At 68.2% G+C, this 12347-nt stretch carries 12 protein-coding genes; 5 read left to right on the top strand and 7 right to left on the bottom strand.

Annotation, left to right across the window (positions count from 1 at the left end):
* Window positions 1-43: 43 nt before the first annotated feature.
* Complete coding sequence (gene ctaE / locus IE206_RS06565) at window positions 44-664, bottom strand: aa3-type cytochrome oxidase subunit III (RefSeq protein ID WP_189961053.1); 621 nt, start codon at window positions 662-664, stop codon at window positions 44-46.
* Window positions 665-851: 187 nt separating this feature from the next.
* Between ctaE and IE206_RS06560 the strand changes: the two genes are divergently transcribed.
* Complete coding sequence (locus tag IE206_RS06560) at window positions 852-1253, top strand: DNA-binding transcriptional response regulator (protein ID WP_189961052.1); 402 nt, start codon at window positions 852-854, stop codon at window positions 1251-1253.
* 2 nt (window positions 1254-1255) lie between these two features.
* Here IE206_RS06560 and IE206_RS06555 read toward each other — a convergent pair whose 3' ends face one another.
* From IE206_RS06555 to ctaC, 4 genes are all read right to left on the bottom strand, one after another.
* Window positions 1256-2509, bottom strand: a complete 1254-nt coding sequence (locus IE206_RS06555; RefSeq protein ID WP_189961051.1) for a L,D-transpeptidase — start codon at window positions 2507-2509, stop codon at window positions 1256-1258.
* Window positions 2510-2625: 116 nt separating this feature from the next.
* Window positions 2626-3024: a cytochrome c oxidase subunit 4 gene (locus tag IE206_RS06550; RefSeq protein ID WP_189961050.1), complete on the bottom strand. Its 399-nt coding sequence runs from the start codon at window positions 3022-3024 to the stop codon at window positions 2626-2628.
* On the bottom strand, window positions 3021-4763 hold the full coding sequence (gene ctaD / locus IE206_RS06545; RefSeq protein WP_189961049.1) for an aa3-type cytochrome oxidase subunit I: 1743 nt from the start codon (window positions 4761-4763) through the stop codon (window positions 3021-3023). Before ctaD ends, IE206_RS06550 begins: the two co-directional genes overlap by 4 nt.
* Window positions 4760-5725: an aa3-type cytochrome oxidase subunit II gene (gene ctaC, locus IE206_RS06540; RefSeq protein WP_189961048.1), complete on the bottom strand. Its 966-nt coding sequence runs from the start codon at window positions 5723-5725 to the stop codon at window positions 4760-4762. The genes ctaD and ctaC overlap by 4 nt, the downstream gene beginning before the upstream one ends.
* Window positions 5726-5998: 273 nt before the next feature.
* On the opposite strand from ctaC, the gene IE206_RS06535 reads away from it, so the two are divergent.
* Entirely contained in the window at window positions 5999-7378 is a 1380-nt protein-coding gene (locus IE206_RS06535) for a cysteine desulfurase/sulfurtransferase TusA family protein (protein ID WP_189961047.1), read from the top strand.
* Between the two features lie 25 nt (window positions 7379-7403).
* On the opposite strand, the gene IE206_RS06530 is transcribed toward IE206_RS06535, so the two are convergent.
* Window positions 7404-8378 (bottom strand): carbohydrate kinase family protein, encoded by a 975-nt coding sequence (locus IE206_RS06530; RefSeq protein WP_189961046.1) that lies wholly within the window; start codon window positions 8376-8378, stop codon window positions 7404-7406.
* A 131-nt stretch (window positions 8379-8509) separates the two neighbouring features.
* Between IE206_RS06530 and IE206_RS06525 the strand changes: the two genes are divergently transcribed.
* Window positions 8510-8719, top strand: coding sequence for a hypothetical protein (locus tag IE206_RS06525; RefSeq protein ID WP_189961045.1), 210 nt, complete (start codon window positions 8510-8512; stop codon window positions 8717-8719).
* Window positions 8720-8835: 116 nt separating this feature from the next.
* Window positions 8836-10344 (top strand): hypothetical protein, encoded by a 1509-nt coding sequence (locus IE206_RS06520; protein WP_226598776.1) that lies wholly within the window; start codon window positions 8836-8838, stop codon window positions 10342-10344.
* Between the two features lie 79 nt (window positions 10345-10423).
* Here IE206_RS06520 and IE206_RS06515 read toward each other — a convergent pair whose 3' ends face one another.
* Window positions 10424-10780 carry a HesB/IscA family protein gene (locus IE206_RS06515; protein WP_030933606.1) on the bottom strand — a complete coding sequence of 119 codons (357 nt, stop codon included), beginning with the start codon at window positions 10778-10780 and terminating at the stop codon, window positions 10424-10426.
* Window positions 10781-11078: 298 nt separating this feature from the next.
* Here IE206_RS06515 and nadA point away from each other — a divergent pair, with 298 nt between their 5' ends.
* Window positions 11079-12293, top strand: a complete 1215-nt coding sequence (nadA, locus tag IE206_RS06510) for a quinolinate synthase NadA (protein WP_189961044.1) — start codon at window positions 11079-11081, stop codon at window positions 12291-12293.
* Window positions 12294-12347 lie beyond the last annotated feature (54 nt).

The raw sequence follows: 12347 nt of genomic DNA, 5'->3' as shown, positions 1-12347 counted from the left end.
CTTCTGCGTCGATGCTGGATGTGGTGCGGACCTACGGGCCCGGTTACTGGATCAGGTAGATCGTGGCGAAGAGGCCGATCCACACGACATCGACGAAGTGCCAGTAGTAGGACACGACGATGGCCGCGGTCGCCTGTTCATGGGTGAACCTCTTGGCCGCGTACGTCCTGCCGAGAACCAGCAGGAAGGCGATCAGACCGCCCGTCACATGCAGTCCGTGGAAGCCCGTGGTCAGGTAGAACACCGAGCCGTATGGATCCGAGGACAGCGAGAGGCCGTCCTTCTTCACCAGGTCGGTGTACTCGAAGACCTGGCCGCCGATGAAGATCGCGCCCATCACGAACGTGATGATGAACCAGGTGCGGAGCTTCTTCACATCGCCGCGCTCGGCGGCGAAGACGCCGAGCTGGCAGGTGAGGGAGGAGAGCACCAGAATCGTGGTGTTGGTCGCCGAGAACGGAAGGTTCAGGGACGAAGCCATTTCTGACCAGTGCGCGGCACCCGTTACCGATCGCAGAGTGAAGTACATCGCGAAGAGGGCCGCGAAGAACATCAGCTCGGAACTCAACCAGATGATGGTTCCGACGCTGGTGAGGTTCGGCCGATTGACCGACGGGTGCGCGTGCCCGGTTTCTACTGTCGTTGCTGTCGCCACGACCGACATTATGTCGGTCGCTTATCCCGCCCTCACCCCGGGGGGTGCCGTTCGGTGTGTCAGCGGCGTATGCAGGGCCCGAACGGCCCATCGAAGGGCTGTCCGAACCGGTGTTGACGGGCAGTCGGACGGAGTAGCATCCGCGCATCGGTTCATGAGCCAACGCCGGCGAATCCGCCGGACCTTCGGAGGATCCATGCAGTCGAGCGCCACCGTTCTGGTCTACAGCGACGACGCGAACACCCGCGCGCAGGTGCGGCTCGCGGCCGGCCGCAGGCCCGCCTCCGACGTACCGCCGGTCGAATTCCTGGAGTGCGCGACGCTGCCGGCGGTCCTCAAGGAGCTGGAGCGCGGCGGCATCGACGTCTGCGTCCTGGACGGCGAGGCGGTTCCGGCGGGCGGCATGGGGGTCTGCCGCCAGATCAAGGACGAGGTCTTCCAGTGCCCGCCGGTGCTGCTCCTCATCGGCCGCCCGCAGGACGCCTGGCTGGCCACCTGGAGCCGTGCGGACGCCGCGGTGACCCTTCCGGTCGAGCCGGTCGAGTTCGCGGACACGCTGGCCTCGCTGCTGCGCAAGCGGCTTGCCGTGGGTGCCTGACCTCACACTCCCGGCCGCAGCCGGGCGGAGTTGGCCTTGATCTGGCCGGCCTTGAGGTCGGCCAGCAGGGAGCTGCCCTTGCGCCAGTCGTCCCAGTCCACGTTCCAGTCGCCGAACCCGTTGTCGAAGGGCGTCATGTCCTCGCCGATGCTGTTGACGACCTTGACGATGTCGCCCTCGTTGATGTTCTCGTAGAACCAGGCGGCGTTGCCGGTGCTCATGCCCGTACACCCGTGGCTGACGTTCTCGTAGCCCTGTGAGCCCACCGACCAGGGCGCGGCGTGCACGTATTCACCGCTCCAGGTGACCCGCGTGGCGTAATAGACGGGCAGGTCGTACCCGTCCGAGCTGCTGGAGGAGATGCCGACCGTCTCCCCGCGCATCCGTACGAAGTACTGCTTGCCCAGGACCACCTTGACGCCGTTGCGAGTGGAGAATCCGGGCTTTCCGGTGGTGATCGGAATGGTATTGATCACTTCTCCGTTGCGCTTGACCGTCATGTAGTGCCCGGCGGCGTCGGTGATGGCCTCGACCCGGTCGCCGGTGGTGATCTTCAGGGGCTTGCCGGGACCGCCGTACAGCTTGTCGGCGATCTTCACGCCCTCCAGGTTGGAGTGGACGTTGATGGTGGCGTGCGTGGGCCAGTACTCCTTCGGCCGGTAGTGCAGCACCTTGTCGCCCACCCAGTACCAGTTGCCCTCCACCTTGGGGGTGGACTCGACGACCAGGGCGCGTTCGACGATCGTCCGGGCCTTCGGGTCCTTGATCGGCTTGCTGAGTTCCGCGGTGATGGGCTGTCCGACGCCGTACTTGCCCGCGTCCGGGCCGAATTCGACCTCCACGGCGTCCGTGACCGCCGCGGTGTCGAACGTCAGCGTACGCAGCCCCGGAGAGCCGTCTTCGTTCTCCGTGGAGACCTTGACGGTGTAGTGCGCGCCGGCCACCAGTGCGCCGGTGGAGTGCCAGCGGCTGCCGTCGGCGGCCAGTTCGCCCGCCAGGTAGCGGCCGTTGCCGTCGACGGCGGTGACGTCGGTCAGGCGGGCCTCCTTGCCCTTGACGGTGATCTCCAGGGGCTTGCCCGGATCGGCCTTCTGACTGCCCGCCGGGCCGTTGTAGACGACCTGTCCGGCCGCGTCGTACGGCTTGGCCGACAGCGGGTTGGCGTCTGACCCGCCGCACCCCGTGGCCCCCACACCGAGGGACAGGACAAGGAGGGTGCAGCTCAATACGGTGCGGATGCGCGGTGCGTGGCTCATGAGCCCACGTTATGAAGGTTCGTCAGTTCCGGCGCGCGGGGTGACTGCAAAAGAGGGGCCCTCCGTCTCGCGGTGAGACGGAGGGCCCCTCTTGGCGCAGTGCGGCGTACGCGGAACTACTGGTTCTGGTTCTCGCCGCGGTAGTACTCGAACACCCAGCCGTAGAGACCGACCAGGATCAGCGGAGCCGAGAAGTACAGCAGCCACCAGCCCATGGCGATCGCGAGGAACGCCAGGGCGCCGCCGATGCCGAGCGAGAGCGGCTGCCAGGAGTGCGGCGAGAAGAAGCCGACCTCACCGGCGTCGTCCGCGACATCGGCTTCCTTGTCGTCCTGGGCGCCGACGTCGACCCGCCGGGCCGTGAAGGCCAGGTAGAAGCCGATCATGACGCTCAGGCCGAAGGCCATGACGAGCGCGGTGGTGCCGGCCGCTTCCTTCGACCACACGCCGTACACGACGGCCATGACCAGAATGAAGACGGACAGCCACAGGAACATCTTGCCCTGGATCTTCACTTCCCGGCCTCCTTGCCACCGGTGAGCATGTTGTCACCGTGGACGTCGCCGTGGTTCTCGAGCTGGTCGAGAGCCGCGATCTCGGGGTGGTGGAGGTCGAACGCCGGCGATTCGGAGCGAATGCGCGGCATCGTGAGGAAGTTGTGCCGCGGCGGCGGGCAGGAGGTCGCCCACTCCAGCGAACGGCCGTAGCCCCACGGGTCGTCGACCTCGATCTTCTTGCCGTACTTGGCGGTCTTCCAGACGTTGTAGAAGAACGGCAGGATCGACAGACCGAGCAGGAACGAGGAGATCGTCGAGATCGTGTTCAGCGCGGTGAAGCCGTCGGCCGCCAGGTAGTCCGCGTAACGACGCGGCATGCCCTCGACACCCAGCCAGTGCTGCACCAGGAACGTGCCGTGGAAGCCCACGAACAGCGTCCAGAAGGTGATCTTGCCGAGCCGCTCGTCCAGCATCTTTCCGGTGAACTTCGGCCACCAGAAGTGGAATCCGGAGAACATCGCGAAGACCACGGTGCCGAAGATGACGTAGTGGAAGTGCGCGACCACGAAGTACGAGTCGGAAACGTGGAAGTCCATCGGCGGCGAGGCCAGGATGACGCCGGTCAGACCGCCGAAGGTGAAGGTGATCAGGAAGCCGACGGCCCACAGCATGGGCGTTTCGAAGGACAGTGAGCCCTTCCACATCGTGCCGATCCAGTTGAAGAACTTCACGCCTGTCGGCACGGCGATGAGGAACGTCATGAAGGAGAAGAACGGCAGGAGCACGCCACCGGTGACGTACATGTGGTGCGCCCACACGGTCACGGACAGACCCGCGATCGCGATGGTGGCGCCGATCAGGCCGCTGTAGCCGAACATCGGCTTTCGGCTGAACACCGGAATCACTTCGGAAATGATTCCGAAGAATGGCAACGCGATGATGTACACCTCTGGATGGCCGAAGAACCAGAAGAGGTGTTGCCAGAGAATCGCGCCGCCATTACTGGCGTCGAAGACATGCGCACCGAACTTGCGGTCCGCCTCCAGGGCGAACAGCGCGGCCGCGAGGACCGGGAAGGCCAGCAGGACCAGCACACCGGTCAGCAGGACGTTCCACACGAAGATCGGCATACGGAACATCGTCATGCCGGGCGCGCGCATGCAGATGATCGTGGTGATGAAGTTGACCGAGCCGAGGATCGTGCCGAAGCCGGAGAAGGCCAGACCCATGATCCACATGTCGGCGCCGACGCCCGGCGAGCGGACCGCGTCCGACAGCGGGGAGTAGGCGAACCAGCCGAAGTCGGCCGCGCCCTGCGGGGTGAGGAAGCCACCGACCGCGATGGTCGAGCCGAACAGGTAGAGCCAGTAGGCGAACATGTTCAGCCGCGGGAACGCCACGTCGGGCGCGCCGATCTGCAGCGGCATGATCCAGTTCGCGAATCCGGCGAACAGCGGCGTCGCGAACATCAGCAGCATGATCGTGCCGTGCATCGTGAACGCCTGGTTGAACTGCTCGTTCGACATGATCTGCGTGCCGGGGCGGGCGAGTTCGGCGCGCATGAAGAGCGCCATGATCCCGCCGATGCAGAAGAACGCGAACGACGTGACCAGGTACATCGTGCCGATCGTCTTGTGATCAGTGGTGGTCAGCCACTTGATGACGACGTTTCCCGGCTGCTTGCGCCGGACCGGCAGCTCGTTCTCGTACGAGTCGTCTGCTGCCGCGGCACCCTGAGATTCGTTGAGGATGCTCACAGTTTGTTCGTCTCCGCGTTCTTGGCGGGGTCGGTCTGGGCGATGCCCGCCGGCACGTAACCGGACTGGCCCTTCGCCGCCAGCTCCTTGAGGTGCTGCTGGTAGCGCTCCGGGGAGACGACCTTCACGTTGAAGAGCATGCGCGAGTGGTCGACGCCGCAGAGTTCGGCGCACTTGCCCAGGAAGGTGCCTTCCTGGTTCGGCGTGACCTCGAACGAGTTGGTGTGCCCCGGGATGACGTCCTGCTTCATCAGGAACGGCACGATCCAGAAGGAGTGGATGACGTCGCGCGAGGTCAGCACGAAGCGGACCTTCTCGCCCTTCGGCAGCCACAGGGTCGGGCCCGGGTTTCCGGTCTGCGGGTTACGGGTGCCGGGGATGCCGACGTCGTAGACACCGCCCGCGTTCGCGGGGAAGTCCTTCTTGAACCGGTCCGGGATCGCGTCCAGGTTCTTGTCCGTCTTGGCGTCGCCCTTAACACCGGGCACGTCCTCGACGTAGTTGAAGCCCCAGCTCCACTGATAGCCGACCACGTTGACCGTGTGGGCGGGCTTGGGGGACAGAGCCAGGAGCTTCGTCTCGTCGCGTGCCGTGAAGTAGAAGAGCACGGAGACGATGATCAGCGGGACCACGGTGTACAGCGCCTCGATGGGCATGTTGTACCGGGTCTGCGCGGGTACCTCGACCTTGGTGCGGCTGCGCCGGTGGAAGATGACGCTCCACAGGATCAGGCCCCAGACCAGCACGCCCGTGGCGAGCGCAGCCGCCCACGAGCCCTGCCAGAGGGACAGGATCCTGGGAGCCTCTTCCGTCACCGGAGTGGGCATACCAAGTCGAGGGAAGTCTTTCCAGTTGTACGAGCAACCGGATGCTGTCGCCAGGACCAGGCCCGCAGTCAGCACCTGCGGCAGCTTCCGCCGCATCGGGCGCCGCGACGAGCGGTCGGAGCCGTTGGGACTCACGTAGCGCCTTCCCGAGAGTCTCGCCCGCGGTGGTCGGCTACGGCCGTCTCGCTGGTCGGTCGCCGCCCTGGCACGCGGGCAGGGGTTTGGATGTTTATGCGGACCAAACCCTACTGGACGCTATTTGGGGTCGCGCGGGGAGGGTGCCCAACGCGCCGCCCGACTCCCCGAAGGGGTGGAGCCGCGGTGGAATCCCGGCCTCCGGGCGCCATCTGACGACCCCTCGCCCCGTCCCCCGCAACTCGTTCGCCGGGGCGGGGTTAGCGTGGCCGGGTGCCCTACTTCGACGCGGCCTCCTCGGCCCCCCTGCACCCCGTCGCCCGCCAGGCCCTGCAAGCCTCCCTGGACGAGGGGTGGGCCGATCCGGCCCGGCTCTACCGGGAGGGCAGGCGCGCCCGGCTGCTCCTGGACGCGGCGCGGGAGGCCGCCGCGGAGGCCGTCGGCTGCCGCCCGGACGAGCTCAGCTTCACCAGTTCGGGGACGCGCGCGGTGCACTCCGGAATTTACGGATCCTTGTCCGGGCGTCGGCGTGTCGGGCGGCATCTGGTGGTGTCCGCGGTCGAGCACTCCTCGGTCCTCCATTCGGCTGCCTCCCATGAGGCGGGCGGCGGTTCGCTGACGGAGGTCGTGGTGGACCGCACGGGCCGGGTCTCCCCCGATGTGTACGCCGCCGCCCTGCGGCCCGACACCGCGCTCGCCTGCCTGCAGTCCGCCAACCACGAGGTGGGCACCTTCCAGCCGGTGGCCGAGGTGGCCGAGGCGTGCCGGGCGGCGGGGGTGCCGCTGCTCGTGGACGCCGCCCAGTCGCTGGCCTGGGGGCCGGTCGAGGGTGCCTGGTCGATCCTCGCGGCGAGTGCCCACAAATGGGGCGGTCCGGCAGGAGTCGGGCTGCTCGCGGTGCGCAAGGGCGTCCGGTTCGCGCCTCAAGGGCCCGCCGACGAGCGGGAGTCGGGGCGCGCCGCCGGCTTCGAGAACATCCCGGCGATCGTGGCGGCGGCCGCATCCCTGCGGGCGGTACGGGCCGAGGCCGAGGCCGAATCGGCGCGTCTGCGGGACCTGGTGGAGCGGATTCGCACCCGGGTCGCGGAGCTGGTGCCGGATGTCGAGGTGGTCGGCGATCCGGTGCGGCGGCTGCCGCATCTGGTCACCTTCTCCTGTCTCTATGTCGATGGAGAGACCCTGCTGCACGAGCTCGACCGGGCGGAATTCTCCGTTTCTTCCGGTTCGTCCTGCACGAGCAGCACCCTGACGCCCAGCCATGTGCTGCGCGCCATGGGGGTGCTGAGCGAGGGCAACGTCCGGGTGTCGCTGCCGCTCGGCACTCCGGCGCAGGACGTCGACCGCTTCCTCGACGTGCTGCCGGGCGTGGTCGCGTCCGTACGGACCAAGCTCGGGGCGCCGGTCGCGACGGCCGGTCCCGCCGACGCCGAGGAGTTCGTGGTGGACTCGCTCGGCCGGCTCTGCCCGATCCCGGTCATCGAACTCGCGAAGGCCATCGGGAACGTACCCGTGGGCGGCGTCGTGACGGTGCTGGCCGACGACGAGGCGGCCCGCCTCGACATCCCGGCGTGGTGCGAGATGCGGGGCCAGGAGTACCTGGGCGAGCACCCGGCAGAGGACGGAACCGCCTACCGGGTGCGCCGCGTCAGCTGAGAGCCCGGCGCCGAGGACTAGAGGACTACTGGAGGTGGGCCCGCACCTCGGCTGCGGCCTCGTCGCCGTACGCCTTGGTGAAGCGGTCCATGAAGTGGGCCCGGCGCAGGGTGTACTCCTGGGTGCCCAGGGTCTCGATGACCAGGGTGGCCAGCATGCAGCCGAGCTGGGCGGCCCGCTCGTGGCCGACGCCCCAGGACAGGCCGGTCAGGAACCCGGCGCGGAAGGCGTCGCCCACGCCCGTCGGGTCGATCTTGGCCTCCTCCTCCGGGACGCCGACGACGATCGGCTCGGCGCCGACCTGCTCGATGCGCACACCGCGGGAGCCGAGCGTGGTGACCCGGTAGTCGACCTTGGCGAGGATCTCCTCGTCGCTCCAGCCGGTCTTGTTCTCGATGAGCCCCTTCTCGTACTCGTTGGAGAAGAGGTACGTCGCACCTTCGAGCAGGGTGCGGATGTCGTCGCCGGACATGCGGGCGATCTGCTGCGAGAAGTCCGCGGCGAAGGGAATGCTCCGCGCCTTGCACTCCTCGGTGTGGCGCAGCATCGCCTCGGGGTCGTCCGCGCCGATCAGCACGAGGTCGAGGCCGCCCACGCGGTCGGCGACGGCCTTGAGCTCGATCTGGCGGGCCTCGCTCATCGCGCCCGTGTAGAAGGAGCCGATCTGGTTGTGGTCGGCGTCGGTGGTGCACACGAAGCGGGCGGTGTGCAGGACCTCGGAGATCCGTACCGAGCCGGTGTCGACGCCGTGCCGGTCGAGCCAGGCGCGGTACTCGTCGAAGTCGGATCCGGCCGCGCCGACCAGGATCGGCCGGCCGCCGAGCTGGCCCATGCCGAAGCAGATGTTCGGACCGACACCGCCACGGCGTACGTCGAGGTTGTCGACCAGGAAGGAGAGGGAGACCGTGTGCAGCTGGTCGGCGACCAGCTGGTCGGCGAATCGGCCGGGGAAGGTCATGAGGTGGTCGGTGGCGATGGAGCCGGTGACTGCGATACGCACGGCGAGGGCGCTCCTGAAGGGGGACGGCGTTGACGGTTCACGCTACCGGGTCGCCCCCGCTGGGCCGACCGGTGGAAACTACCCAATAGTAGGTCTTTCTGCGCACGCTTCCTGTGCGTACGGTGCGAAGCATGGAGACCAGGGTGAGCAGCGGGCACGGGGTGACGGCCGATCTTCCGGGGCTGGAGGAGCTGCGCGGGGACTGCGCGCGGATGGCTCCGCACTGGGTGGCGCCCCCACGGAACGCTCCGGCTCCGGTGCCGCCGTCCCGGATCCACGGTGTGACGATTCCGTCCTCCTCGGTGCGGCTGATCGCGGACATGTCCGAATACGGGGACTGAAACGGCTTGATCGCACGGGTGCGGCGCACGGGGATGGAACCGTGCGCTCCCCCGCTCCGTCCAAACGGCGTCCCTCGTAAGGGGGATGCGGGATACGACTGGACAGGAGCGATCTGGTGAGCAGCGAGCACACGCAGGACGAGCCCGAGCAGCGGCGTTCGCGACGATCTCCCTTGATCCTCGCCGCGGCCGCCGTGGCCGTACTGGCCGCGGGTGGCGGTGGGGCGTACTGGGCCTCGACGGCTTCCTCGGGCGGTGGCAGTACGCCCGGCGGGAACGGCGCACCTCCGCCGCTCGCACTCGACAGCGCCCCGGGCGCCGACGCCGGCGGCACTGGCGGCGGCAGCGGCGGCAACGGGATCGCACCCGGTGAGCCGGACCCGAACGGCGTGGTCTACCGGGCGTCGGTCAAGCTGCCCGGCGGCCCCGGCAAGGCGCCCGTCTTCCAGCCGCGCGGCACCGTGAGCGAGGCCGATGCGACGCGGCTCGCCCGGGCGCTGGGGGTCGAGGGGGCGGTGCGTCTCGAAGGCGGCAGCTGGAAGGCGGGAGTGACCAAGGACAGCTCGGGCCCGATCCTGACGGTAAGTCAGAAGGCGCCCGGCACCTGGTCGTTCGCGCGGTACGGCACCGGCGGCTCGGACAACTGCCCCAAGGGCAAGATGTGTCCGATGCACACGACGGGCGCGGACACCGCAAGCGGCTCGGGTGCCGACGGCGGTACGGGCTCCGGCAGCCCCGTGAGCGAGCAGGCGGCGAAGGCGGCCGCGGCCCCGGTCCTCAAGGCGCTCGGCCAGGACGACGCCAAGCTGGACGCCAAGGAGATCCTGGCCTCGGCCCGGGTGGTGAACGCCGACCCGGTCGTCGGCGGCCTCCCCACCTACGGCTGGACGACCGGCATCCAGGTCGGCCCGGACGGTCAAGTGGTGGGCGGAAGCGGCCGGTTGAAGATGCCGGACAAGGGCGCCACATATCCGGTGATCAGCGCGGACCAGACGCTGGCGCAGCTCAACAGCCACGTCACAGAGCGGCCGAAGCCCAAGGACTGCACGGGTCCTGTGCCGGTGGAGGGCCAGCCCACCAAGGGCCGCCTTCCGAGCGATCCGCAGGGCAATATCCAGCCGTGCAAGCAGCCCACGCCTTCGACCGTGACGATCGACGGGGCCACCTTCGGGCTCGCCGCGCAGTTCGTGGACGGCACGCCGACCCTCGTACCGTCGTGGCTGTTCCAGGTGAAGCCGGACGCGGGGCAGCCGTTCACGATCACGGCTCCCGCGGTGGCGCCCCAGTACGTGACCAAGCCGCCGACCGGTGCCCCCGTGCCGCCGCCTTCGGGGTCGGCCACCGCGCCGGGCACGCACGGCCAGGCGCTTGAGTCGTACGCCCTCGCGCCGGACGGGCGGACCCTGAACGTGACGTTCTGGGGCGGGGTGTGCAGCACGTACACGGCGACCGCGGACGAGAGCGGCGACGGTGTGCGGGTCAAGGTGACCGGGCAGGTCAAGGACCCGAAGAAGATGTGCGTCATGCTGGCCAAGCAGCAGACGGTCTCGGTGCAACTGCACGAGGCGCTCGGGGCCCGCAAGGTGCTCGACGCGGACACCGGCAAGGAGCTGCCGAAGAAGTAGCGCGGATACGCCGCCGGACATGACGAAGGCGGGTGGCCCCGGATATCCGGGGCCACCCGCCTTTCGACTGCCGCGAGGCTTAGCTGAAGGAGTCGCCGCAGGCGCAGGAACCCGTCGCGTTCGGGTTGTCGATCGTGAAGCCCTGCTTCTCGATGGTGTCGACGAAGTCGATCGAGGCGCCGCCCAGGTACGGGGCGCTCATACGGTCGGTGACGACCTTGACGCCGTCGAAGTCCTTGACGACATCGCCGTCGAGCGAGCGCTCGTCGAAGAACAGCTGGTAACGCAGGCCCGAGCAGCCGCCCGGCTGAACGGCGACGCGCAGCGCCAGGTCGTCCCGGCCTTCCTGCTCAAGGAGGCCCTTGACCTTGGCCGCGGCGGCGTCGGACAGGAGGATGCCGTCGCTCACGGTGGTGGTCTCGTCCGATACGGACATCTGCTTCTCTCCCGGGTTGTACGGAGACTGCTTGCCGACGGTTGCAACCGGCGGGGCCCCGGATTCATTCCGGGTTCTTCCCTTTCATGCTCGCACACGCGGGAGCGGGCGAGGAAAGGCCTGTGGACAACCCGGTACGGGAGCCGGCGGGGGCCGGGTGCGTCACATCGACGCTATGGCCATCGTCAAAGTGACGTGAAGCAGTTATGATAGATAGCGTCATTTAGACGAAAACCCCTCGGTGGAAGCACCGGGGTCACTGGAGCGGCTCCGCCGCACTGCTCAGGAAACAGAAAGGGTGCGTGACGTGACCACCGCCCAGCCCCGTCAGGACACCGCCGGCCGCGTCGAGCTCGACGTCCAGCCGACGCCGCTCGCGCTGCTCCTGCTCGGCCGCGAGGCCGACCCGAAGAGCGAGCGCGGCGTGGAGTGCCCCGGCGACCTTCCTTCGCCCTCCGACCCGGACCTGGTGGCCCGCGCCCGCGCGGCCAAGGCGAAGCTCGGGGACAAGGTCTTCATCCTCGGGCACCACTACCAGCGCGACGAGGTCATCGAGTTCGCCGATGTGACGGGCGACTCGTTCAAGCTGGCCAAGGACGCCGCCGCGAAGCCCGAGGCCGAGTACATCGTGTTCTGCGGTGTGCACTTCATGGCAGAGTCCGCGGACATCCTGACCGGGGACGACCAGAAGGTCGTCCTGCCGGACCTCGCCGCGGGCTGTTCGATGGCCGACATGGCCACCGCCGAGCAGGTCGCCGAGTGCTGGGACGTGCTGACCGAGGCCGGCATAGCCGAGCAGGTCGTGCCCGTCTCGTACATGAACTCCTCCGCCGACATCAAGGCGTTCACCGGCAAGCACGGCGGCACGATCTGCACGTCCTCCAACGCCGAGCGCGCCCTGAACTGGGCCTTCGAGCAGGGCGACAAGGTGCTCTTCCTTCCCGACCAGCACCTGGGCCGCAACACGGCCGTGCGCGAGCTCGGCATGTCCCTCGACGACTGCGTGCTCTACAACCCGCACAAGCCGAACGGCGGGCTCACCGTCGAGCAGCTCCGCAACGCCAAGATGATCCTGTGGCGCGGGCACTGCTCGGTGCACGGCCGCTTCTCGCTGGACTCGGTGAACGACGTACGCGAGCGGATCCCGGGCGTGAACGTCCTGGTGCACCCCGAGTGCAAGCACGAGGTCGTCGCCGCGGCGGACTACGTCGGCTCGACCGAGTACATCATCAAGGCCCTGGAGGCCGCCCCGCGCGGCTCGAAGTGGGCGATCGGCACCGAGCTGAACCTGGTGCGCCGCCTGGCCAACCGGTTCGCCGCCGAGGACAAGGAGATCGTCTTCCTCGACAAGACGGTCTGCTTCTGCTCGACCATGAACCGCATCGACCTCCCCCACCTGGTGTGGACCCTGGAGTCGCTCGCCGAGGGCAAGCTGATCAACCAGATCCAGGTCGACAAGGAGACCGAGAGCTTCGCGAAGCTGGCCCTGGAGCGGATGCTGGCGCTGCCGTAACCCCGCCCGCCGCACCGCCCGCGACACGACGCAAGGCCGCCCCCTCTTGCGGGA

It is taken from the genome of Streptomyces violascens, assembly GCF_014649955.1.
Taxonomy (GTDB): Bacteria; Actinomycetota; Actinomycetes; order Streptomycetales; family Streptomycetaceae; genus Streptomyces; species Streptomyces violascens.
This window is presented reverse-complemented; position numbering and strand designations above follow the sequence as displayed.

Excerpts from the sequence above, each read along its gene's own strand:
- IE206_RS06515 (WP_030933606.1), bottom strand. The coding sequence starts at position 10,780 with ATGTCCGTATCGGACGAGACCACCACCGTGAGCGACGGCATCCTCCTG.
- IE206_RS06560 (WP_189961052.1), top strand. The coding sequence starts at position 852 with ATGCAGTCGAGCGCCACCGTTCTGGTCTACAGCGACGACGCGAACACC.
- IE206_RS06525 (WP_189961045.1), top strand. The coding sequence starts at position 8,510 with ATGGAGACCAGGGTGAGCAGCGGGCACGGGGTGACGGCCGATCTTCCG.
- ctaE (WP_189961053.1), bottom strand. The coding sequence starts at position 664 with ATGTCGGTCGTGGCGACAGCAACGACAGTAGAAACCGGGCACGCGCAC.
- IE206_RS06555 (WP_189961051.1), bottom strand. The coding sequence starts at position 2,509 with ATGAGCCACGCACCGCGCATCCGCACCGTATTGAGCTGCACCCTCCTT.